This is a genomic window from Flavobacterium rakeshii, from assembly GCF_009741375.1.
GTDB classification, from domain to species: domain Bacteria; phylum Bacteroidota; class Bacteroidia; order Flavobacteriales; family Flavobacteriaceae; genus Flavobacterium; species Flavobacterium rakeshii.
Window position 1 is genome coordinate 26989 of record NZ_WOWP01000034.1, and the last position, 23563, is coordinate 50551.

General features: G+C 35.5%; 22 protein-coding genes. 15 read left to right on the forward strand and 7 right to left on the reverse strand.

Translation table 11 applies throughout. The annotated features are described in order from the left end of the window. Window positions 1-16 precede the first annotated feature (16 nt). Window positions 17-1156 (forward strand): glycosyltransferase, encoded by a 1140-nt coding sequence (locus GN157_RS09810; RefSeq protein WP_157483239.1) that lies wholly within the window; start codon window positions 17-19, stop codon window positions 1154-1156. Here the strand turns inward: GN157_RS09810 and GN157_RS09815 are convergent. The 5 genes from GN157_RS09815 to GN157_RS09835 are packed head-to-tail and all read right to left on the reverse strand — an operon-like array spanning window position 1153 to window position 6439. Beyond that, entirely contained in the window at window positions 1153-2424 is a 1272-nt protein-coding gene (locus GN157_RS09815; RefSeq protein ID WP_157483240.1) for an O-antigen translocase, read from the reverse strand. The genes GN157_RS09810 and GN157_RS09815 overlap by 4 nt on opposite strands. A gap of 20 nt (window positions 2425-2444) precedes the next feature. Beyond that, the gene (locus GN157_RS09820; RefSeq protein WP_157483241.1) at window positions 2445-3383 is read right to left on the reverse strand and encodes a FemAB family protein; all 939 of its coding nucleotides are present in this window, start codon (window positions 3381-3383) and stop codon (window positions 2445-2447) included. Between the two features lie 2 nt (window positions 3384-3385). Further along, window positions 3386-4873 carry an alkaline phosphatase family protein gene (locus GN157_RS09825; protein WP_157483242.1) on the reverse strand — a complete coding sequence of 496 codons (1488 nt, stop codon included), beginning with the start codon at window positions 4871-4873 and terminating at the stop codon, window positions 3386-3388. 2 nt (window positions 4874-4875) lie between these two features. Then, complete coding sequence (locus GN157_RS09830) at window positions 4876-6258, reverse strand: methyltransferase domain-containing protein (protein ID WP_157483243.1); 1383 nt, start codon at window positions 6256-6258, stop codon at window positions 4876-4878. After that, on the reverse strand, window positions 6242-6439 hold the full coding sequence (locus GN157_RS09835; RefSeq protein WP_157483244.1) for a hypothetical protein: 198 nt from the start codon (window positions 6437-6439) through the stop codon (window positions 6242-6244). The genes GN157_RS09830 and GN157_RS09835 overlap by 17 nt, the downstream gene beginning before the upstream one ends. 159 nt (window positions 6440-6598) lie before the next feature. Between GN157_RS09835 and GN157_RS18020 the strand changes: the two genes are divergently transcribed. From GN157_RS18020 to GN157_RS09855, 4 genes are all read left to right on the forward strand, one after another. Then, window positions 6599-9064 (forward strand): T9SS type B sorting domain-containing protein, encoded by a 2466-nt coding sequence (locus GN157_RS18020; protein WP_157483245.1) that lies wholly within the window; start codon window positions 6599-6601, stop codon window positions 9062-9064. 9 nt (window positions 9065-9073) lie between these two features. After that, complete coding sequence (locus GN157_RS09845) at window positions 9074-10360, forward strand: MutS-related protein (protein WP_157483246.1); 1287 nt, start codon at window positions 9074-9076, stop codon at window positions 10358-10360. Then, window positions 10357-10911, forward strand: a complete 555-nt coding sequence (locus GN157_RS09850; protein ID WP_157483247.1) for a hypothetical protein — start codon at window positions 10357-10359, stop codon at window positions 10909-10911. Before GN157_RS09845 ends, GN157_RS09850 begins: the two co-directional genes overlap by 4 nt. 100 nt (window positions 10912-11011) lie before the next feature. Continuing rightward, the gene (locus GN157_RS09855; RefSeq protein WP_157483248.1) at window positions 11012-11593 is read left to right on the forward strand and encodes a hypothetical protein; all 582 of its coding nucleotides are present in this window, start codon (window positions 11012-11014) and stop codon (window positions 11591-11593) included. Here GN157_RS09855 and GN157_RS09860 read toward each other — a convergent pair. After that, complete coding sequence (locus GN157_RS09860; RefSeq protein WP_157483249.1) at window positions 11590-12195, reverse strand: trimeric intracellular cation channel family protein; 606 nt, start codon at window positions 12193-12195, stop codon at window positions 11590-11592. The genes GN157_RS09855 and GN157_RS09860 overlap by 4 nt on opposite strands. Continuing rightward, on the reverse strand, window positions 12195-12935 hold the full coding sequence (locus GN157_RS09865) for an RDD family protein (protein ID WP_157483250.1): 741 nt from the start codon (window positions 12933-12935) through the stop codon (window positions 12195-12197). Before GN157_RS09865 ends, GN157_RS09860 begins: the two co-directional genes overlap by 1 nt. Window positions 12936-12956: 21 nt before the next feature. On the opposite strand from GN157_RS09865, the gene GN157_RS09870 reads away from it, so the two are divergent. The 10 genes from GN157_RS09870 (at window position 12957) to GN157_RS09915 (ending at window position 23522) form a co-directional block, all read left to right on the forward strand. Continuing rightward, the gene (locus GN157_RS09870; protein ID WP_157483251.1) at window positions 12957-13928 is read left to right on the forward strand and encodes a stage II sporulation protein M; all 972 of its coding nucleotides are present in this window, start codon (window positions 12957-12959) and stop codon (window positions 13926-13928) included. Then, complete coding sequence (locus tag GN157_RS09875) at window positions 13921-14838, forward strand: hypothetical protein (protein ID WP_157483252.1); 918 nt, start codon at window positions 13921-13923, stop codon at window positions 14836-14838. Before GN157_RS09870 ends, GN157_RS09875 begins: the two co-directional genes overlap by 8 nt. A gap of 64 nt (window positions 14839-14902) precedes the next feature. Next, window positions 14903-15577, forward strand: a complete 675-nt coding sequence (locus GN157_RS09880) for a DUF4129 domain-containing protein (RefSeq protein ID WP_157483253.1) — start codon at window positions 14903-14905, stop codon at window positions 15575-15577. A 2-nt stretch (window positions 15578-15579) separates the two neighbouring features. Continuing rightward, window positions 15580-16773, forward strand: a complete 1194-nt coding sequence (locus GN157_RS09885; RefSeq protein WP_157483254.1) for a DUF4350 domain-containing protein — start codon at window positions 15580-15582, stop codon at window positions 16771-16773. Window positions 16774-16889: 116 nt separating this feature from the next. Then, window positions 16890-17846: an AAA family ATPase gene (locus GN157_RS09890; RefSeq protein ID WP_157483398.1), complete on the forward strand. Its 957-nt coding sequence runs from the start codon at window positions 16890-16892 to the stop codon at window positions 17844-17846. Beyond that, complete coding sequence (locus GN157_RS09895) at window positions 17846-19174, forward strand: DUF58 domain-containing protein (RefSeq protein ID WP_157483255.1); 1329 nt, start codon at window positions 17846-17848, stop codon at window positions 19172-19174. The genes GN157_RS09890 and GN157_RS09895 overlap by 1 nt, the downstream gene beginning before the upstream one ends. Window positions 19175-19215: 41 nt before the next feature. Then, complete coding sequence (locus GN157_RS09900; RefSeq protein ID WP_157483256.1) at window positions 19216-20004, forward strand: TrmH family RNA methyltransferase; 789 nt, start codon at window positions 19216-19218, stop codon at window positions 20002-20004. 113 nt (window positions 20005-20117) lie between these two features. Further along, on the forward strand, window positions 20118-20651 hold the full coding sequence (locus GN157_RS09905; RefSeq protein WP_157483257.1) for a hypothetical protein: 534 nt from the start codon (window positions 20118-20120) through the stop codon (window positions 20649-20651). Continuing rightward, entirely contained in the window at window positions 20651-21199 is a 549-nt protein-coding gene (locus tag GN157_RS09910) for a cupin domain-containing protein (RefSeq protein WP_157483258.1), read from the forward strand. Before GN157_RS09905 ends, GN157_RS09910 begins: the two co-directional genes overlap by 1 nt. A 100-nt stretch (window positions 21200-21299) precedes the next feature. Continuing rightward, a complete protein-coding gene (locus GN157_RS09915; protein ID WP_157483259.1) occupies window positions 21300-23522 on the forward strand; it encodes a RelA/SpoT family protein in 2223 nt (740 codons plus the stop codon). Window positions 23523-23563 lie beyond the last annotated feature (41 nt).

Sequence of the window (23563 nt, forward strand, 5' to 3'; positions counted from 1 at the left end):
ATTTCCCTACTCACTAATGAAAATACTTTTACTTGGCGAATATAGCAGGCTCCACAATTCTTTAAAAGAAGGTTTAACCGCTTTAGGTCATGAAGTAATCATAGTAGGCACAGGTGATAGTTTTAAAAAATTCAATACTGACTATTCAATATACCCTAAGCTTTTTAGCAACTACTGGTTTTTTAGAAAATTTAAAAATCTTGTACACAAATTAACAGATTATAATTTAGAGGAAACCGAAAAAAAATATCGCTTTAAAAAACTGTTACCCAAACTAAGAGGGTTTGACCACATTCAGCTAATTAACTCTGACGCTATTGAAGTACAGCCTAAGCAGTCCTTACAACTATACAAGAAGCTTTTATCACAAAACAGGCAAATGAGCTTGTTAATTTGTGGAGATGATACACCAATTATAGATTATTGCCTTAGCGGAGAACTTAAATATTCCATCCTTACCCCATTTCTGGAAAAAAAAGCTCCGCAAAGCTATTTTAAATACTCTCTAAAATATGTTAAACCCAATTATAAAAAGCTTTTTGAATGGGTAAAAAATAATTCTGTTTGCCTTATTACTTCTGATCTGGATTATGAAGTCCCCATGAAAGCAATGGGATATAAAACCCATTTTATACCTAACCCTATAAATACGGATACCATAACATATAATCAACCGGATATAACAGATAAGATTGTTGTTTTTTTAGGGATTAACCGATTGAGCTATATAAAAAAAGGAATTAACTTTTTTGAAGACGCTCTTACTGTAATAAAGGACAAATACAGTAACAAAGTAGAGATTATAATTACAGAAAATGTACCTTATAACCAATATATTAAACTATATGACAGGGCTCATATACTACTCGATCAAACTTATGGTTATGACCAGGGATATAACGCCCTAGAGGCAATGGCTAAAGGAAAAGTAGTTTTTACCGGCGCAGAAACCGAGTTTACACAACAATACAATCTTAAAGAAAGAGTAGCCATAAATGCGCTACCTGATACAAAAGCAATTGTTAACGAACTATCTTACCTTATTGAAAATCCAAATGAAATAAAAGCGATAAGCCTAAGAGCCAGATCTTTTATAGAGAAAGAACATAACTATATTAAGATTGCAGAAAAGTATCTTAAGGCTTGGAATCTCTAAATAAGTTTCTTCCTAAAAATCATTAATAAGAGTAGTAAGTATAAAGCATACGTAAAAGCATGAGCGATAACTGCACCTTCTGCCCCATACTGCTTTATAAAGTATGTTGCAGATAAATACAGGGTTACAAACGAAAAGACCTCTGTTGCTATAAATGCTTTTGTCATTTTCTTGGCAAAAAATTCGTATCCCAAAATAATGGAACAGGCCTTTAAAAAATCGCCCGCTAACTGCCATTTAAAAAGAGAACCAACGGGTAAAAACTCATCACTTAAAAGAACCTTAATAATTACATACTTCAAAACAAAAATTAAAAACAACCCTGCACCAAAAAGTGGGATTACGGTTTTATAATAGCTGTGAAACACGGTTTTGGTCTCTTTATTGGTTATTGCCGCACTTAGTTTTGGTAAAAAATAAACCGTTAGTAAAGTAGTAATAAACATAAGATAATATGACGAGAAGCGGTTAACCGCTTCCCAGTACCCTCCTTGTGTTTCACCGTATAAATCAATTATAAGGTTTCTTATATATAATGTAACCAATGAACCCGTAACTACCGTAACCAGCGTCATTAAGCTGTAATAAAAGAGATTTTTAAGCATTATAGCCCTAAAAAAAGATCTCCTTATAAATATTGTGAGAGATATCTCTCTTCTTAACATAATAAAGGAAAAAATTAATAGCAATGCCGGGCTAAGCGCTACAGCTATCAAAGCGCCGTTTAGCTGATGATAAATAATAAGAATAGCTGAAAGTAATACAGCACAAATATTACCTAAAATATTAACCTTTATTACTTTTTTATAATTACCTAAACCGTTTAAAACAGAAATTAAAAATATATTCCCGGCATACCATGGCATAGCAAAAGCTATCATTTTAAAAACCCATTTATAAGCTGTATCTTTAAAAAACACCTCGCTAAAATAACCGGCACCAAAAAAAACAGCAATACTTAGTATAGCAACTACTCCCAGTAAAATAAAAAAAACAGTACTTAAAATTTCTTTTAGTTTTGTTTCATTTTTTTGGTGCTGAGCGACATACTTAACAATACCGTTTTGAAAACCAAGCGTAGAAACCGAATCGGTTATGGAAAGTACATTTCTTAAATTACCTATAAGTGCAAGTCCTGCCGGACCAAGAAATTGTGCAATGATTTTTGAAGTTATTACACCACCTGCTAACCTTACTCCTACACTAAGAGAATTAAGGGAAAAAACCTTAAGAACAGGATTGCCTTTTATCGTATTGATTAACTTCAAATTTCAAATAATTTTTAAAGCTATTCAGTTATTACCACCTCATAAAAGTCCTGAACATATACACTACAGCCCAGTTCTTCTTTTTGCTTAAGTAAACCGGCATTATAACCGTTTTCCTCTGTAACAGTTCCCATATCAAAAAAACACTTTAAACTGCTAAACTTTTCAATAAGTGTTATAAAAAGATAGTCTAAAGCTCTTAGTTCTTCACCTTTATCTGTAGTAGCTCCATATTGTGATTTCACAACTGTTCCCGAATCAAAAAGCGTTATTCCCGCTACAATATCACCTTCAAAATAAACATTATACTGAAATATGTTTTCGGGAAAACGACTATGCAGCAACTCTATCTCTTCAACAGTATGTACCGGCTTTGCATTATGCCTTTCGGCAAGCCTTGGAACAAGAACATGTTGCCAAAAATCTTTAAAATTATTATCCTGCTTTATTTCCATCCCTAAGCCGCTTACTCTCCTGTAATGTTTCAATTTACTTTTGGAAATTGTAAGCGGAAGCGAATAATCAATTGCCAGATTCATATCCCTGCGGACAATATTTGCCCCTTTTTTAAAAAGGGCATAATCTGCCTCATAAGCCGGATATTTATGGTATATAGGTAATATTTGTTTTATACTGCCTTTTTTAAACCCTTTATCAGTAAGGTATCTAAAAACGGTGTCAACTATTTGCTCTGTTTTTGCTCCCCCTGTTTTGGTCTCTAACAGAAAACCTCCATATGTAAGCCCCTGATGGGAATATATAATATCGTTTTTACTATTAGCCGGAAAAAGCGCTATCAGTTTATTATTTTCAAATATAAGTAATGAGAAATCTATAAAACGATCACTGTGATATTCCATAAAATCACGATGAAACAAAAACGTACCATTTTTAGAACGGCTTACAAAATCATTCCATTGTGTGTAATAATCAACTGTATATTTCTCAATTCTATACATGTTTATTTTTCTGTCTTTTCAAACACATATTCTCCTTTATCATTTATATAAAGATAAAGACCTTTAGGCTCCCTTAGGCGCACATAGCTCTCATCTTTCTGCAAATTATCAAGATACGATTTATCCTGAGCCAGGTAAGAAAACAGTATCCTGAAAATATTCACATTTGTTTTCAGGTCTTTGTCATAATCAGTAACCTCAGCATCATTCCATTTTATTGCCAATAATGCTCCAAACATTGAGTTTATTTTATACTTATTAGTTGTTTTGTAGCTCGATTGTAAACTATAAGCAAAGCCGGCAAAACCACCATGATCGGCACCAATAATTATTATTGCTCCCGGATCTTTTTCCTCAATATGAGCAATAACCTTTTCTAACCATATATTAGCTTCCTTAACCCCGTTAAGGTATTTATCTTTTTCTTCTTTTATAGCTTGGTCTTCTGCAATTCTGCGTTCATAAACACTTATATGACCCGGAGTAAACTTTTCTATAAAGAAAAAATTTCCTGCATCAGATGTTTCCTGCATTTGCTTCTTCAAGTCATCAAAAACATTATAATTTTGAGACCATCCATCTTTTAAAAGCGGTAATTGCCCGTAAGATACATTGCAAAAATCATAACCTAAATCAGGTCTGTTTATTAACAGGTAAGGTTTTTCTGTTATAAAATGAGTTTTATAATCATTATGCTTTAATGTGCGCAATACAGCATTATCACCTACAATTATTTCTCTTGCTCTGTATTCTTCAATATCATTTGCGCTGTAATGATGCTTCATGGAAAGCATTGAAGAATTTGAAAGTAATGTAGAGTAATAATTAGATCTTTGATTTTCATACACTTTAAATCCTTGCTTACCAAGGTAACTCCAAAAAGTTGTATTGTCAAAGTTATAAATACTATCCCTAAAGTTTACGGGATTAGTGTAGCCATCTGGCTGAATGTAATAGATATTTGGTTTCTTTTTAAACTGTATCTTTTCGATATCATCTGGTTGCTTACTCCAACTGTTATCATATTTTAAGGCAATTACAGCAACCCTTACTAAAGGTTTTAAGTTAAACAGGGAAAGAAAAAACATAAGTACAATGAACAACTTATAGTATTTTTTATGTTTTTTAGAAACAAACCAGCTAACAATCAATATAACTATAAGTGTTCCCTTTTCTGTAAACGGTAATGTAATAAGTTCAAAAATGTAGTAAAAAAATAAAACAGGCATTACTACAAAAAGGTAATTTTTCCTGTAATTTTCCATTTTAAAGAGCGGCAATATTTTGTATCCTCCATATAAAATCACAATAGGTACTAGTACATAATAAGCCGCAAAAAATAAAAACTGAATTAGCGAATTAGCTAAAGCAAAGTTTTCAGAATAATAAAATAACATGAGGTAAAACCCTATTGCTAATCCTGCCAATATAGGAGTATCCTTCTCAGAATTAATAAAATCTAAAATACGTTGCCTTAGTTTTTCTATCATACTTATTTTCTTTTAAGTAAAAACATTGTTCTGTGTGTATTTGGTATTTTTTGTTTCTCTACAACATCAAAGTACACACTGTATTGCTTTTCAAAGTCGGTAAGATTATATCCGTCAAAGTGATTTTTAAATTCACGCTTACTCCTTAAAAGGAAATCAACCCATGAGTCTTCTCTATCGGGAAACTCTATAATAAGATAGGGCGTTAGTGAAGCAAACAACTTAGCCGACATATCAAAAGGCACATTACCTGTAAGGGAAATATGATGTATTAGGGCAAGCGCCATAGCTACATCATAATTAGCATTTTTAACTCTGTCCAGTAATGAATCTCTTTCGGTATTGTTTAAACCTATACCCGGCACCGGGTTAACTAAATCACTTACCAAAGGTAAAATATTAGTTTCCTTTTGCTTTAGTACCTCTATATAGTTTTGATCTACCGCATTTGGGTCAATATCGGTTACCAGTATCTCTTTGGCTAAATCTTTAAGAACTCTTGAAAAAGTACCGTCGTTACCGCCAAAATCAATTAATTTATCGGCATTAATACCCTGGTACCATTTTCTTACAAGCTCTTTTTTATAAGCAAACGAGTCGGCATCATAGTTGGTTACGCTATAGTAATCTTTCCACTCTGTCTTCTCTTTAAGCTCAAGGTCTTTTATATAATTGTATAAAGAATCAAGAATCTTAATTTGTGATTCCTTAGGTATATTAACTTTCTTTTCCTTGCTACTTTCCTTATCACCACTGTATTTAGAATCATACTTTGCCGTAAGGTAAATATTGGTGTAAAGTACAGGGCTAAACCTGCATTTAAACGGTAACATTTTAGCCACTTTATCTAGCGGAACTCCGTCAATATACTGCAACATTATTTTAAGCATATCGTTACCGTAGTATTTTGCTAAAAGTAAAGGTGCAAAAAAGTGCATTAAAAATTGCTTATACGCTCGCCAAGGCTCTCCTTGGTTATAAAAATCAAACGAAAGTGTATCTACAAATACAGGCTTCCCTTTATGGTAAGTTATATTAAAGGCTGTTGCATCTTTAAGGCTATAACCATTTTGCAGGCAATACTTTTGCAGCTTTAAGGTATGCAAAGCCGCATGCTTATATTGATTAAAACTCCACTCGTAGGGATAGGAAAAAAAAGATATATTTTCGGGTTTTAAGGTAATACCGGTTTGAGTTGCCTCAGTTTCCTCATGTGGAATAAGTAGCCCTACTTTAAAAAGCTTTTCATAAAAACCACTGGCTTTAAGCGAGTTATACTGCTCAAAATAAATGGGATTTACCTGCCTAAAAACCTGGTCTTGGTTAGTAAAGATATAACCTGACGGATCCCTGAACGAAGAAGAATGCCTATTCTTTGTCTGCATCTGATTTTTCTTCTATATCAATATCACCTAAAAGATTATCTTCCTGCTTTTTACCAAAAATCGATTTAAGCTTTAGGCTTATCCTTTTATAAAATAAAGCTATTGAAGCTCCTATCGCTACTAAAAACTGTACAATAAGCGCTCCCGTACCCGGATCGAAATATAAAAGTATGTGACTCATAATTATAATTTGAATTGGTAAAAATAAAAAAATCTACGGCATATACAGAATTAATCATACCTAATCGATAAAAACTTCCTTTTTATTACCTATTTAGGTAAAAAACAGCAGCTTTGGTAAATATTTTCTATTTTTAAGCAAAAAATTAAACAACTTGCAGTGAAGAGAAAACTACTTCCTTTTATATTTTTATTACTTTGTACTTTAACCGCTAACAGCCAGGTAGATATTGAACTATATGAGCAGTTTAACGGCAGGTATGATTTTACCTTTGTAGGTAATACATTAAACCTGCAACCTAATGGTGCCGGGGTAGACTGTAGTATACTTACATCATCATCGGCCGAACTTACACTTAACCCTGATGACACTATACTTAGAGCCTACCTGTACTGGGCAGGATCGGGCAGCGGGGATTTTAACATTCAGCTAAACGGACAGGATGTAGTAGCATCACGCACCTTCCCTGTAGTATTTACCAGTAGTACTGATTTTATTCCTCGTGATTTTTTTAGTGCCTTTGCCGATGTAACCGCACTAGTACAAACTACCGGAAACGGTACTTATACCGTATCTGATCTCGACCTTACCGATGTTATTAATAACGATGTACCGCCCACACAAAACCTATACTGTGTAAACGGAACTAACTTTGGCGGATGGGCCATATTTGTAGTTTATGAAAACGACAATCTTCCGCTTAACCAGGTTAATTTGTATGACGGACTACAGTTTGTACCAAACTCTATAGATATTGAACTCCCTAGCCTTAACGTTATTGATAACATAGGTGCTAAAATAGGTTTCATTGCCTGGGAAGGCGATGAGAATATTGCTAATAATGAAGTGCTTTCCATAAACGGAAACGTTTTGGGCAACCCTCCGTTAAACCCATCAAATAATGCTTTTAACGGTACTAATAGTGTAACAGGCGCAAGCGATATGTATAACATGGATTTGGATATTTACGACATTCAAAACCTTATACAAATTGGTGATGAGTCGGCAGATATTAGCCTGGAATCAGGTCAGGATTTTGTAATGGTAAATGCCATTATTACCAAGCTTAACAGTCAGTTGCCCGATGCTACCATAGAGGTAGATGATATTACCCTAGCCTGTAACTCACTTGTAATTGAGGCCGATTATACTGTGTACAACGTTAACAGTACCGATCCGCTTCCGGCAGGTACTCCTATAGCCATATATGCCGATGGTGTACTGGTAGCTACAACACAAACTCAAACAGAACTCCCTATTGACGGAAGTGAAAGTGGTTCTATAACTATTACTCTACCCGCAGGGACTCCAACCGATTTTGAACTTGTTTTTGTTGTAGATGATAACGGTACGGGGACAGGTATAATTACCGAAACCAATGAGAATAACAACAGCTTTAGTGTGAATGTAAGCCTACTGGTGTCTCCCCCATTCCAACAACTGGAAGACATAACCGTTTGCGAAACATTTAATGGCAGTGGTGTTGGTATTTTTGATTTTTCGGCTTATGAGGAAGAACTTAAAAACTCCCCTACTGATGTAGTTCGTTTTTACACTTCTATGGAGGATGCCGAAAATGAAACAGACCATATTACCAATCCGGAAAATTACACTTCAAACGGACCTTCAGAAATTATTTATGCCCGCCTGCAAGATGAGAACGGCTGCTATAGTATAGGGGCTTTTGCGCTGCATGCAGTAGACTGCTTTTTCCCCGATGCTACCATATCTATAAACGATATTGAAAAATCGTGTGACTCACGCATAATAGAGGTTGCCTTTACGGTTTATAATTTAGATAGCGACGATATACTGCCGGCAGGAACACCAATATCCATTTATGCCAACGGTCAGTTTATTGAGTATACCGAAACCCTATTAGACATCGCCATAGGCGGAAGCGAGGATGATGTAATTGTACTTACCATACCCGATGGTATACCTATGGATTTTGAACTTACTTTTGTGGTTGATGACGATGGTACAGGAAACGGAATTGTACAGGAAATTGATGAAACTAATAACAGCTATAGCATAAACGTATCATTGGTATCATCTCCTGTAATTACTGGGTTGGAAGATATAATTTCCTGTAACGAAGGTTTTGGTTTAGGTACTTTTGATTTTTCTGATTATGAACAAAGCCTGAAACAAAACCCCGATGATATTGTAGCTTTTTACCTTACTCAACAGGATGCCGAACAGGGAATTAATCCTATAACCAATACTTCACAGTTTATAACTACCGATAACCCTCAGGAAATTTTTGTGAGGTTAAACGATGAGTTTTGCTACAGTGTAGCATCATTTTTGCTTTATACCAAAAACTGTCCGCCACAAACTTACAATTATGTTACTCCAAACGGCGATGGTATAAATGACACGTTTTTTGTAAGGGGGCTGCGTAACATCTTCCTTAACTTTAAGATGAGCATTTATAACCGCTGGGGAGCACTGGTATGGGTAGGTGATCACAGTAAAGAAGACTGGGACGGAATAGCCAGCGAAGCCAAAATAGGAGCTGATAGCAGAACTGTACCTGTAGGTACTTATTATTTTGTGCTGGAACTTAACGACCCTGATTATCCGCAACCTATAGTAGGATGGGTATATGTAAGCAAATAACACACCTTAATGAGAATAAAAGACCTTAATGTTAACGAGGATATACTCGAACTTTTTAACTATACACTAAACGGTGATGCTAAAGCCGAAGTAAAGAAACTACTTTCCTTTCCGCTTGTTAGTACAAGTGAGATACTGGAGCGCCAAAACATACTCAAAGGTTTCATGGAAAACTTTTCGTTATTTGAGGGCTACTCCTATTCCCGTATTGATTTTAGGCAGGTATACATCTTTTTAAGAAACTTTGATGAGCATGACTTTCTTCCTAAACGACTGAAGTTAAGACTTAGACTCTCTAAAAAAAAGCATTATGATTACCGAGGGTGGTGTGTGCAGTTAATAACGCTTTTCCACAGGCTGCACAACCATTACATTAAAAGGCTTATTACAGCCCCATTCCCCGAAAAGTATAAAAACGACATTAGGTTACTGGATGATTTTTTAAACAGTTTTAAACTGGACTATTATGAAAACCTTATACGGGAACACAAATTTGGCGTAAAGCACATTGTACAAATTATAAAACACATTTCGCTAAAAAAGCAGAAAAAGGAGATTACACCCTTCCAAGATACTTATACCCTTTTTGAAGCCTACATATCAATCATTACAGGAATAAAAAAACATAATTTCTGTTTTCCTGAAATCAGTACAGGGCAGGTATCATTGACAGATTTTTACCATCCCCTGCTAAAAGACCCTGTTAAAAACACGTTTACCTCAAACAGTAATGTTATTCTTATAACAGGCCCTAATATGTCGGGCAAATCCACTCTGCTTAAAGCCATAAGTCTTTGTATTTATCTCGGCAATATTGGGTTTGCCGTACCTGCAAAGGCCGCCCAGTTACCACGGTACAACAATATATCGGTATTTATTAATCTTAATGATGACATGCAAAGCGGGTACAGTCATTTTATGACCGAGGTTATAAATCTCAAAAACGTAGCACTGGAAGCCACCAACGACAGTCCTAATTATGCAGTTTTTGACGAACTTTTTAGAGGTACTAATATTGAAGATGCACTGGAAATAAGCCAAACTACCCTTAGAGGGCTGCTTAATTTTAAAAATTCCCTGTTTTTAGTCTCCAGCCATTTGCATCAGCTTACCGAAATGAAAGAGATACAGGATAAAACAATTGATACTTTTTATCTGGACTGTAACCTAAAAGCAAACATACCGGCATTTACCTACACTTTAAAACCAGGCTGGAGTGATGTAAAAATAGGTCGCATACTTTTTGAAAAAGAAGGGCTAAATACCATTTTAAATCCTAAACATACCTTATCATGAACTCAAAAGGCTGGAAAAATTTTGCAGAATACATTAATGGAGAATACTTTAAAAAAGGATTTTGGTATCCGCCTGCGGTAAAAAAAGCACATAATGGCTATACCATAGTGTTTGAGAATTATTCTACAGGTGGTGAAACTCCTGTAACGTGTACAAAGGTTTACACCTACATTATCCCAAAAAAATATTTTGAATTTCATATATACAACAGCAATATATTTAGCTCAATAGGCAAGTACTTTGGCATGCAGGATATAGAAACCGGAGACCCTGTTTTTGATAAAAATTACATTGTAAAAAGTAATGATGGGTTTAAAATAAAACAGTTACTACGAGACCCAAAAGTAAAACATGAAATTGAAAACTTTAAACGTTTAAATTTAAAACTCTCAAAACCCGGAAAACTTTGGAAAAAACTTCCTGAAGGGGCTTATGAGATTGAATTTATAACGGAAAGAGACATTCATGATTACAGGGAGCTTGAAACCATTTACTTACTTATAACAACAGTATTAGATAAACTGGAAGAGATAGGTATTCTCAACAAATAAATTACATAGTAGTTAAATAAAACAGTAACAATATGGCAATATAAGCTACTAATTATTATGTAATACTATTTCGAGATATATCAATAAACAACACCTTACTATGAAGCCAGAAAAATGGAATGAGTTTGCCCAATATATTAATGGTGAATATATTAAAAACAGTGCATGGCACTCGGCAAAAACTATTAAAAAATATAAAGGCCATTCAGTAATTTTTGATAATTACACAACCTATCAAACGGTATCAAACACTACAATTACACAAGTTTTCACAAGGCTAACAATACCTCTTAATATAAATTATGAGTTCAGTTTTGAAATTTACAGAAAGAACCTCATAACCAGTATAGGTAAACTATTTGGTATGCAGGACATAGAGGTTGGACATACTAAATTTGACAGGGATTTTATTATAAAAAGTAATAATGGTTTTAAAATAAAGCAGATTTTAAACAATAAGGAAGTAAGAGAATCCATAGAACAGTTTAAAGGAGTTTATATCACAACCTCAAAAAAAGAGGGTATTTTTGGAAAAAAACTTCCTAAAAGCAAAACAGAACTTACACTCTATACCTACGATGACATAACCGATTTTGAAATGCTTAAAGCCTTTTATGACCTGTTAACTATTTTGACAGACAAGCTTGAAAGTATGGACTATATAAAAACCGAAGCTATCTAATTTTTACCCAGTGACGGCAACGACCATTTAAACACCACGGCCATTAACCTAACGGTAATAATAACCCCAGATGTAAGTATATACAGGAGTCCGTTAGATACATCTAACGTTTTTAGTAAAAAGAAAACACCTCCGCCTAAAATACAAATGGTGGCATATATTTCCCTTCTAAAAACAACTGGTATCTGGTTACATAATATATCACGGGTTACTCCGCCAAAACAGGCTGTCATGGTTCCCAAAGCAATACAAATTACAGGATGCAGGTTAACATCCAGTCCTTTTTCAAGCCCTATAAGGGTAAAAACTCCCAATCCTATAGTATCAAAAAAGAAAAGGGATGTGCGTAGCTTATCCAGTTTTTTCCTGAATATTATGGCCAGTACAAACCCGGCAGTAATAACGTATACATAGTTAAGGTCCTGCATCCACCCTACCGGTGTACGACCTATAAGTACATCACGCAGGGTACCACCGCCCACAGCCGTTACAAAGGCAATGACAAATACCCCAAACGGATCCATTTTTTTGTTTAGCGCCGTTAGCACCCCCGATATGGCAAAAGCCATAGTTCCTAAAATATCTAGCAGGTAAAAAAACATTACATGTTTTGGGTATAGTAGTTATAATCTTTTATAATAGTACTTACAAAGGCCATGTTGGTGTTTGACACCGATTTTATACCGGTAACCAATTCAATTTTATCTACCAGTTTAACTATAATTTCATGATCGGCAGATTTTATCGCTGTTTCATACGTTTCCTTAATAATCCTTACATCATTATCAGTAAGCTTTATTACCAACGGATAAGTAGGCACATAATCACTTTTAAGCTCAGTTAGTATAGTATGATTAATATTAATTTTATTTTTAAGGGTAATTACAGCCGTACCGGCTGCCATATCACCTATTCGTTGTGTTTTGTTACTTACTATCATAACAATAAGACCAATAAAACTAAACGGTGGTGTTACTTCAATTATCCTGAAAAGCCATCTTATAAGGTAATCGGCAAAACTGGACTGATATCCGTCTATTTTTATCACCTTTATTTTTAAAATCTTTTTTCCTACAGTTTGACCTTCCATCAGGTTTTCAAAAAACAATGCGTAAAAAGCCACAGGCAGGGATATAAATCCGTACACAGCCATTAATGAAGCACTGTCTGTCCCTATAAAATGTTCAATATCAAAAACATTGAACACCAAAGATATAACTACTCCATAGTAGCAAAAAATAATTAGTACATCAAGTAAATATGCCAGTACTCTTTCACCTACAGATGCGGTAGTGAAATTTATATTAACATTTTGAGTAGTTGTTATAGATAATTCTGACATATTTTTTATTTTAGCTTCCCTATGAGAGAAGTGGCATTTATAAAACAAAATAAAGAAAAATGGCTTGAATTTGAACAGGCTATTTTTGGTAAAGCTAAAAAAAATCCTGATGAATTAGCCAGTTTATATATTCATTTGGTTAACGACCTCTCGTTTGCACAAACCTACTACCCTAAAAGCAAAGCCGTTACCTATTTAAACCACCTTGCTTCTATTACCTATCAAAAAATTTATAAAACTAAAAGAGAAGAAAGCAATAGGTTTATAAGCTTCTTTAAAACAGAGGTGCCGTTAATAGTATATCAGTACAGGCGATATGTTTTATATGCTTTTATACTTTTTACAGTTTTTACGGCAATTGGAGTTATATCTGCAATGAACGACACCACTTTTGTAAGGCTGATAATGGGCGATAACTATGTTAACATGACACTTGAAAACATAGAAAAAGGCAACCCTGTAGCTGTATATAAAAGTGGCAGTAATTGGGGAATGTGGTTTTCCATTACAAAAAATAACCTGGAGGTAGGACTTAAATCTTATTTCTTTGGCATATTTGCCGGCATTGGTACTGCTTATATACTATTTAGAAACTGCGTTATGCTGGGATCGTTTCAGTATTTTTTCCAGGAGCAGGGTGTTTTTTGGGAAAGCGTTCGCGGTATATGGATACATGGTGCAATGGAAATATTTGCTATTGTGATAGAAGCTGCAGCAGGTTTAATTTTAGGCGCATCATTGCTGTTCCCTAAAACCTACTCACGTAAAGCTTCACTTAAAATAGGTTTTAAAAACAGTTTTAAAATAGTACTGGCTACAATGCCGTTTACCATAATGGCAGGTATACTGGAAGGTTTTGTAACCCGTTACTCGCCAGATATGCCTCTGTTTTTAAATATATTTATTATACTTGCTACTTTAGCACTTATATCTTTTTATTTTTTGATATACCCATTCATTGTACATAAAAAAACACACCTGAAAAATGTTTAAATTATACCGTCTTCGTGATTTTAATGCTCTAATTAGCGATAGCTTTTCTTTTTTTAAATATCACGGAAAAAATTATTTTAAAAATTACTTCATCATAAATGGAGGTATACTGGTTGTAATAGCACTACTTACCTATCTTGTTACTAATGTTATTTTTACTTCTATAGGTGACTTTAACTCGCCGGGAGCCCAAGAAATGATTTTGAATTATTTTGAAGATAATGTATGGTACTTTATTAGTGTAGGCGGACTTATATTACTATTATTAATAACACTCTCACTACTTAATTACAGTTACCCAATACTATACCTTAAAACATTACAGGATAAACAGGAGCCTACCGTTAAGGACATATTAACCCTGCTAAAATCAAAAGCAGGAAAAATAATATTATTCCCTATTGCTTCATTAATAAGTTTTATACCTTTATTTACAATAATTGCTCTTATATCGGCATTTTTTGTGGTCACTATAATTGGTATTCCGGTTGCGTGTATCATAATAGTTGCAATGGGAAGCTGGATATCACTATCTTTTTACGACAATATCACTACTAATAACGGTTTTTTCACTTCTTTCTCTCAGGGAATAACAATACTAAAAAATAATTTTTGGGCAAACATAGGTGTAAGTTTAATAATTGGTATTGTAGTATTTTGTATTGATTTATTCTTCTCAGCAATTCCTGAATTATTAGGAAGCTTCACCCTGTTAGATGAAACTACCGATACTTCTTCAATATCAGTAATCCTTACTATAATAGGTACTACTATATCAGTATTTGTGAGTTATTTATTAACCAATCTTACTGTTATCTCTCAGGGAATGATTTATTATAGCTATGAAGAATCAATTCATAACAGGTCACTTGATTCAGAAATAGACTTAATTGGAGGTGAACGTGAGTAAAAAGATTTTAATACTATATATATTCTGTATTTCATTTTTTCAACCTGTTTTTGCCGGAACAACCGTGCAGGACACACTGAAAACCGAAATGCATTTCCCTATATCTGATACGGTTAAATACACACAAAGACAATTATCCCCAAACTTTAAAGAAAAATATAAAGGGAAAGAGTTTGTGTATGAAGTTAAACCAAAGGCTAAAACTGCATGGGATCGTTTTTGGGAATGGGTTGGACGACTTATAAGGGATATTTTAGGAGCTGGTGATAAAACCTCAAATTCTAATTTTCTCATCTATACCATAAGGACATTTGCATTTGTTGCGATAGGGTTTGTAATTTACCTTACAATAACAGCGTTACTTGGAAAAGACAAATACTGGATTTTTAAACGTTCGAGCAAAAAAATAACTGCCGAAGAAATAATGACAGAAGAACTGTCTCAGGCAAACTTTAAAGATCTAATAGAAAAAACAAAACAGAACGGCGACTACAGGCTTGCTACAAGGTATTACTACCTGTGGCTGCTAAAGCTGCTTACCTACAGGGAAATTATACAATGGCATCCTGATAAAACAAATACAGACTATTTGTATGAAATTACAAACCCTGAATTAAAAGAAGATTTTAAATACCTTTCATACATATATGATTATATATGGTATGGCGAATTTGAAATAAAAAATGATGCTTTCATTAAAGCAGAAAAAGCATTTACTAAAACCATTAATACCCTTTAACCATGAAAAAAAGCCTTATTGCATATATAGTGCTGTTTGCATTGGTTTTAGTCGTTATTATGATTGTAGATGCAAATAAACCTGAACCTGTAAACTGGTTACCGAGCTATAAAACAGAAGAAAAAATCCCTTTAGGACTTTATGTTTTAGATAAAGAAGCAAAAACCATTTTTAAGGACAGTGAGCTTAAAAAGTTTAGTATTACTCCTTACGAATACATCACTCCCCTATATGACTATGATCTTGAAGATTATACCGAAAAAGGCACTTTTATAAACATTGACGAGTCAAGCAAAATTGATAACGAGTCGGTACAGGAACTGCTGTATTTTGCCGAATACGGGAGTACTGTATTCTTAAGCATGAAGGATTTCCCTAATGCTATTCTCGATTCTCTCCATTTAGGGATATCTTATCGTTATTACAGTAACGATTCGTTAAAACTTACCCTTGCCGATAAAACTAAAAACATCGACAAGCTATATTACAATGAAGGAGTTGGATTCACTTATTTTGATAGGCTGGATACCTTAAACACCCTAATACTGGGCTACCAAAGGCTGGACAAGAAAAAAGATGTCAATTTCATTAAGGTTCCTTACGGTAACGGCTCTTTTATATTACATACACAACCTGCGGCATTTACTAATTTTCATCTTTTAAAAAGTGATCATTACCGTTATGCCGAACAGGTACTGTCATACCTTCCTCAGGGTAATATATACTGGTACTCAAAATCGTTAATAGATGACCAACTTGAAGGCTCAGCTTTAAGATATTTCTTAAAACAACCTGCCTTTAAGGCGGTATACCGCTTAGGGCTATTATGTTTGTTTATATTTATATTCTTTAATGCCCGAAGAAAACAACGTATTGTAGATGATATACCCCCGGTAAAAAACACAACGATAGATTTTACAAAAACCATAGGTAACCTTTATTACCAGGAAAAAGATCATCATACTATAATCCAAAAGAAAATTATTTATTTCCTGGAACATATAAGAACCGTTTACCTTATAGATACTTCCAGTTTAAATAATGAGTTTGTAGAAAAACTACACCAAAAAACAGGAAAGCCTCTTGAAGATATTGAAAAAGCCGTAAGTTTGATAAAACGACACCGAAACAGCTTTGAAAGTAGCGAGGCAGATGTGATACAGATTAATAAAGCAATAGAAAAACTGATACTATAATGGAATCATTTGAAAATAATAACACCGAAAACAATCCGGAGAACCTTACTAATACACAAAACCACACACCGGAAAACAATAACGTTGAAACACAAAGCGACAATATTAACTTTGGTATGAGGCTTGATTTAAACGAGCTACAACAAAGCATAAATGATGTTAAGCAGGAAATAGGCAATGTTATTGTGGGTCAGCATAAAATGATAGACAGGCTGCTTGTTGCCATACTGTCTAACGGACACGTGTTGCTTGAAGGTGTACCGGGTGTTGCAAAAACCATTACGGCAAAACTTTTGGCAAAAACCCTTTCGCTTGATTTCAGCAGAATTCAGTTTACGCCCGATTTAATGCCTTCAGATATACTGGGAACATCGGTATTTGACATGTCTAAATCTTCCTTTGATTTTAAAAAAGGACCAATATTCTCTAATTTCATACTAATTGATGAGATAAACAGGGCTCCGGCAAAAACACAGGCAGCACTTTTTGAGGTAATGGAAGAAAGACAAATTACCATTGAAGGCAGCAGTTACAAAATGGAATCTCCGTTTCTTGTAATAGCAACACAAAACCCAATTGAGCAGGAAGGTACTTATCGCCTGCCGGAAGCTCAGTTGGATCGTTTTCTTTTCAAAATCACTATCGATTATCCAAAACTAGAAGAAGAGATAGCTATACTGCAAAGAGAAAATGCATTACAAAACAAAGAGAAACTGCAGGATGTAAAAACCATACTTTCTCAGGCAAACATTGTTAAATATCAGGCACTGGTAAAACAAATTGTTATAGAGCCTCAGCTTTTAGAGTACATTGCCAAGCTTGTAGCAAACACACGTGAAAATGCTTTCCTTTATCTTGGAGCCTCTCCGCGTGCCTCTATCGCTATACTAAACGCTGCAAAAGGATATGCTGCCCTTAGAGGCAGGGACTTTGTAACACCAGATGATATTAAAGATTCTGCCGTACCTGTACTACAGCACCGTGTTGTAATAGCACCGGAAAGAGAAATGGAAGGACTTACCGGAGAACAGATAATAAGACAGATAATTGACACTGTAGAAATTCCGCGTTAATGAAGTGGCTTAAGCAAATATATCTTAACAATTTCTTTTTCTATGTATTTATAGGCATACTAATAAGCTTTACACTAGCTTATTTTATCCCTGCACTATACCATGTAACCTGGATTTTGTTTTACATTTTTATTGCCTTTACGGTGATTGATTTTGTATTGCTTTTTACCAACCAGAAGTTTAAGGCATCCAGAAACACGCCCGAAAAGTTCTCTAACGGGGATGAAAACCCTGTTACAGTAACAATAGAAAGCAGTTATAATTTCCCGGTACATGCAAAAATTATAGATGAAATTCCGTTTCAGTTTCAGGAACGCAATTTTGAAATTAAAAAGAAACTCTCTGCCAATACAAAAGAAACCCTTAAATACCAGCTTAGACCGCTAGAAAGGGGTGAATATCACTTTGGTAAACTAAATATTTACATATCCTCCCCGCTACAGTTGGCATGCAGGAGGTTTATTTTTAATGAAGGTGAAATGGTACCCACCTACCCTTCGTTCATGCAGCTTAAAAAGTACGATCTTATTGCTTTTTCTAATACACTTATGCAGTATGGATTAAAAAAAATAAGACGCATAGGTCATACTATGGAGTTTGAGCAAATTAAAGAGTACGTATCGGGCGATGATATTCGTACCATTAACTGGAAAGCCACTGCAAAAAGAAAGCAACTTATGGTAAACCAGTTTCAGGACGAAAAATCACAAAACGTATACATGGCTATAGATAAAGGCCGTGTTATGAAAATGCCTTTTAACGGGTTAAGCCTTTTGGATTATGCCATTAACTCAACCCTTGTACTCTCTAATGTTATTTTAAAAAAACAGGACAAGGCAGGTATGTTCTCTTTTTCCAAAAAAGTAGAAAACCGTGTTGCATCGGAAAGGCGTACTTCCCAAATGCAAAAAATAATGGACAACCTATACAATGTTGAGACCGACTTTTTTGAAAGTGACTATGGCAGGTTGTATGCAGATATTAAAAGGAACATCAACCACAGGAGCCTTATTATTTTATATACTAACTTTGAGACTATGGATGGGCTTAAAAGGCAATTACCCTACCTAAAAGCCATTTCAAAAAACCACCTGCTTGTGGTTGTATTTTTTGAAAATACCGAGTTGGATGAGTTTATCAATAAAAAGGCCGATGATATTCAGGAAGTGTATGACAAGGTGATTGCCGAAAAGTTTGCTTTTGAGAAAAGGCTTATTGTAAGCGAACTAAAGAAATACGGTATCCATTCGGTACTAACAAAACCCGAAAACCTTACTATAGAAAGCATTAATAAGTATTTAGAGATAAAAGCAAGGGGTATATTATAATTAATATACTTTGTACCTTTACCGCCTTTAACCCTGCTTACATGAAACAGATTTCAAGTACACAAAATCCCTATATCAAATCGCTTGTACAACTTCAGGACAAAGCCAAAGCCCGCAGGCAAAGCGGAACTTTTCTTATTGAAGGGCAACGTGAAATAATGCTTGCTGCAAAGGGAGGCTATACTGCCGAAACAATTTTGTTTGTACCCGATATGATTAGCGAATCTCAGGTAAGGGAACTTAGCCAGCCTGATACCGAATTAATTGAAATAAGCAGGGACGTATACCAAAAACTGGCCTATCGTGATACTACCGAAGGGATTTTGGCTGTTGCCAAAACAAAATCATTAAGCCTTGATGATTTAAAACTGGGCGATAATCCTTTAATTATGGTAGCCGAAGCCACCGAAAAACCGGGTAACCTGGGTGCTATACTCCGTACTGCCGACGCCGCTAACCTGGATGCGGTTATTATTGCCAATCCAAAAAGCGACATGTACAACCCTAATATTGTACGCTCCAGTGTGGGTTGCCTGTTTACCAATCAAATTGCTACAGGTAGCACTGCCCAAGTAATAAAATATCTTAAAAACAAAGGCATAAGCATATACTGTGCAACCCTACAGGATTCTACCTACTACCATACACAAAACTACACCACCCCTACCGCACTTGTTGTAGGCACCGAAGCTACAGGACTAACACAGGAATGGCGGGATGCATCTACCAAAAATATTATAATACCCATGCAGGGCGAAATAGACTCCATGAACGTTTCTGTAGCGGCTGCCATACTTATTTTTGAAGCTAAAAGACAGAGAGGTTTTTAACTTCGGCTTTATACTATAATTACAGGAGAAACCGTTATTTTACTAAATTTATTCCTGTATAAATTTATGGAGCATATAATCGCACCTAATCAGTAAAAACAACAAAATAAAAAATGCACACTAAACTATTAGCCTTATTCATTACACTTATTTCTTTTACTGTTTATGCTCAGGAAAACGAGGGTATTAACTGGGACGAGTCGACCATAAACGACAAAATAAAACTCAGCATCCCGCTTAGCGAGTTTCAGGATCGTTATAAAAGTGCCGATAGTACTGCTACTGTTTACAGATATTCATGCACTGATACGCAGGAAAAAGAAACCAAATTTTACTACTACAAAGGCGTAGCTTTTGAGTTGGTTAACGATACATTACACTTTAGAAGCATTGATTTTACTGCCCGAAAAGCCATGTATTTTGCTACAGATGACGACTGGTTTGACCATACCACAAAACTAAAAAGCTTTGGACGTTCTTTCCCCGAACAGTCTCAGTACGTGGAAGACCTTTATGACGAAGTAACTGACGAAGAGTACCAAAGAGTAGTGATTTTCCCGAGAAACCTTTCGGCAGATTACGAATGGAATTTCAATTTTAAAGACGGAAAACTCTCCTCTATTGAATATGTAGAAAACTGCATGTAATGGGTATACCAAAAGCCTATCATAACCCCATAAACGGGGAATATACCAAAATACTGGAAAGCGCTGCCGATACTAATGGCGAATACACATTCCTTGAAGTAAGCCTTATGCCGGGTGGCGGGAATCCGCCGCATTACCACACTAAATTTACCGAAGAGTTTATTGCCGTAAAGGGGCTGCTGGGCATACAGTACGAAAAGCAGGATATTCACCTTAAACCCGGCGAGAGCAGGTTGGTACCCATACGCACCGTGCATCGTTTTTTTAATGATTCCGATGAGGAAATTGTTTTCAGGATTATACTCCGCAAAGGGCAACCCGGTTTTGAGAACTTTATAAAAACCCTTTTCGGACTCGTAAACGACGGTAAAACAACCAAAAGGCAAACCCCTAAAAATCCGTTACACGCGGCACTATTACTACGCTGGGGCGACACCTATTTAAAAAATCCGTTTTTTTACCTCCTTACCCCTTTTGCCGGACTGGCATATTTTTTGGCGAAGGTTACAAAAACCGATACTAAACTGCAAAACAAATACTGCCGCTAACCCTTATAAAATAAGGCTATAGCATTATAATATAATGTTATGCATACCTATTGTTAATATTAATATATTTCACTATTTTTAAGGCTATTGTTACAGATATATGATAGAGATAGATATAGAACAGGAAAACAAGGCAATTGCCAAAGAGTACAAAGAGCTACTGCGCATTAGTTACCAAACCCTTACAGAGGAAGACAAAAAACTGATACGTAAGGCTTTTGACGTGGCTGTAGATGCCCATAAGGACCAAAGAAGGAAATCGGGAGAAGCATACATCTTCCACCCTATTGCCGTGGCTAAAATTGTAGCTGCCGAAATTGGTTTAGGCGCCACCTCTATTGCCTGTGCCCTTATGCATGATGTTGTTGAGGATACTGATATTACTGTAGAAGACATCGAGAAGATGTTTAATCCTAAAATTGCACAAATTGTTGCCGGACTTACCAAAATTGCCAAGGTAAAAACCGATCAGGAAATATCAATACAGGCAGAGAACTTCCGTAAAATGCTTCTTACCCTTAATGATGACGTTAGGGTAATACTTATCAAAATTGCCGACAGGCTACACAATATGCAAACCATGGAATCGATGGTTGACTATAAGCAGGCAAAAATAGCATCGGAAACGCTTTATATATATGCCCCACTGGCACACCGCCTTGGTTTATACAACATTAAAACCGAGCTGGAAGACCTTGGCCTTAAGTATACAGAGCCCGAAACTTACAATGATATTGTGAGTAAAATGAAGGAAAGCAAGGAAGAACAGGATGCTTATATCAAATCTATTTCAGATGTGCTTAAGGATTCCCTAAATGATGAGGGTATTGAATACAATATTAAAGGAAGACCAAAATCCATATACTCCATAAGGAGAAAAATGCTGGCACAGGGAGTTACCTTTGACGAGGTTTACGACAAATTTGCTCTTCGTATTATTTATAAAGCCAAACCACAGGAAGAAAAATTCCTGGCTTGGAAAATATACTCCATTGTTACAGATCATTACAGGCCCAGCCCAAGCAGGTTAAGGGACTGGATTTCTTCACCTAAATCTACCGGATATGAAGCCCTGCACATTACCGTGATGGGACCTAAAGGACGATGGGTAGAAGTACAGATTCGTAGTGAACGTATGGACGAGATTGCCGAAAAAGGTTATGCAGCACACTATAAATACAAAGGTAATGGCGGTGAGGAACACGGACTGGAAACATGGCTTAACCTTTTAAAAGAGGCGCTGGAAAACACATCGGGCAGTGCTGTTGACTTTGTAGAGGACTTTAAACTTAACCTCTACTCTAAAGAGATATATGTATTTACACCAAAAGGAGATATCAAGTCGTTACCTAAAGGAGCCACATCGCTGGATTTTGCTTTCAGTATCCACTCTGAAATTGGTATAAAAACAAGAGGTACACGTGTAAACGGTAAACTGGTTCCGTTAAACCACGTGCTTAACAGTGGGGATCAGGTAGAGATTATTACTTCTGCCAACCAAAAACCGAATCCGCACTGGCTGGACTATGTAACCACCTCACGTGCCCGAAACAAAATAAAGAATGTACTTAACGAAAGTACCAAGAAAATTGCCGAAGAAGGTAAAGAACTGCTTACACGTAAACTACGCCACCTTAAGGTTACACTTAATGAGAGCGTGGTTAACGAACTGGTTAACTATTTTAAATTAAAAACCAGTCTGGATTTATTTTACCGCGTGGGTGTAGGTACTATAGACAACCAGCAACTTAAAGAGTATGCCGCGCTTAAAAGCAACACCTTTATGAACTTCTTTAAGGGTAATAAAATTAAGCGAACCCCTAGCCATCCGCAGGAGCAGGTACATAAAGATGAAATCAGCAGGAATTATGACCTGTTGGTATTTGGTAAAGATCAGGATAAACTGGACTATAAGCTTGCCAACTGCTGTAACCCTATACCGGGAGACGATGTATTTGGTTTTGTAACCATAAACGAGGGGATCAAGGTGCATAAAAAAGACTGTCCTAATGCTATAAGGCTACAGTCTAACTATGCTTACCGTATTATCCCTGCAAAATGGATAGATTCTTCTCAGGAAGAATTTAAGGCTACCCTTAAAATCACCGGAATGGATACACTGGGGCTTGCCAACGAGATTACCAAGGTAATTTCAAACAATATGCATGTAAACATACAAAGCATATCCCTTAGCGGAAATGCCGGAATATTTAACGGACAGGTATCGGTTATTGTACAAAACAATACCATACTTAAAAAACTAATGGAAAATATTAAAAAGATAGACGGAATTGATAAAGTAACAAGGATTACTAACAATTAACTACCTAACCTTTTACTTCACAAAATTTAGTTTATCTTTGC

Coding starts and splice junctions, on each gene's coding strand:
- GN157_RS09830 (WP_157483243.1), bottom strand. CDS start 6,258: ATGCAGACAAAGAATAGGCATTCTTCTTCGTTCAGGGATCCGTCAGGT.
- GN157_RS09910 (WP_157483258.1), top strand. CDS start 20,651: ATGGGTATACCAAAAGCCTATCATAACCCCATAAACGGGGAATATACC.
- GN157_RS09810 (WP_157483239.1), top strand. CDS start 17: ATGAAAATACTTTTACTTGGCGAATATAGCAGGCTCCACAATTCTTTA.
- GN157_RS09890 (WP_157483398.1), top strand. CDS start 16,890: ATGAGGCTTGATTTAAACGAGCTACAACAAAGCATAAATGATGTTAAG.
- GN157_RS09905 (WP_157483257.1), top strand. CDS start 20,118: ATGCACACTAAACTATTAGCCTTATTCATTACACTTATTTCTTTTACT.
- GN157_RS09895 (WP_157483255.1), top strand. CDS start 17,846: ATGAAGTGGCTTAAGCAAATATATCTTAACAATTTCTTTTTCTATGTA.
- GN157_RS09865 (WP_157483250.1), bottom strand. CDS start 12,935: ATGTCAGAATTATCTATAACAACTACTCAAAATGTTAATATAAATTTC.
- GN157_RS09820 (WP_157483241.1), bottom strand. CDS start 3,383: ATGTATAGAATTGAGAAATATACAGTTGATTATTACACACAATGGAAT.
- GN157_RS09900 (WP_157483256.1), top strand. CDS start 19,216: ATGAAACAGATTTCAAGTACACAAAATCCCTATATCAAATCGCTTGTA.
- GN157_RS09825 (WP_157483242.1), bottom strand. CDS start 4,873: ATGATAGAAAAACTAAGGCAACGTATTTTAGATTTTATTAATTCTGAG.
- GN157_RS09835 (WP_157483244.1), bottom strand. CDS start 6,439: ATGAGTCACATACTTTTATATTTCGATCCGGGTACGGGAGCGCTTATT.
- GN157_RS09885 (WP_157483254.1), top strand. CDS start 15,580: ATGAAAAAAAGCCTTATTGCATATATAGTGCTGTTTGCATTGGTTTTA.
- GN157_RS09915 (WP_157483259.1), top strand. CDS start 21,300: ATGATAGAGATAGATATAGAACAGGAAAACAAGGCAATTGCCAAAGAG.
- GN157_RS09845 (WP_157483246.1), top strand. CDS start 9,074: ATGAGAATAAAAGACCTTAATGTTAACGAGGATATACTCGAACTTTTT.
- GN157_RS09870 (WP_157483251.1), top strand. CDS start 12,957: ATGAGAGAAGTGGCATTTATAAAACAAAATAAAGAAAAATGGCTTGAA.
- GN157_RS09850 (WP_157483247.1), top strand. CDS start 10,357: ATGAACTCAAAAGGCTGGAAAAATTTTGCAGAATACATTAATGGAGAA.
- GN157_RS09855 (WP_157483248.1), top strand. CDS start 11,012: ATGAAGCCAGAAAAATGGAATGAGTTTGCCCAATATATTAATGGTGAA.
- GN157_RS09860 (WP_157483249.1), bottom strand. CDS start 12,195: ATGTTTTTTTACCTGCTAGATATTTTAGGAACTATGGCTTTTGCCATA.
- GN157_RS09875 (WP_157483252.1), top strand. CDS start 13,921: ATGTTTAAATTATACCGTCTTCGTGATTTTAATGCTCTAATTAGCGAT.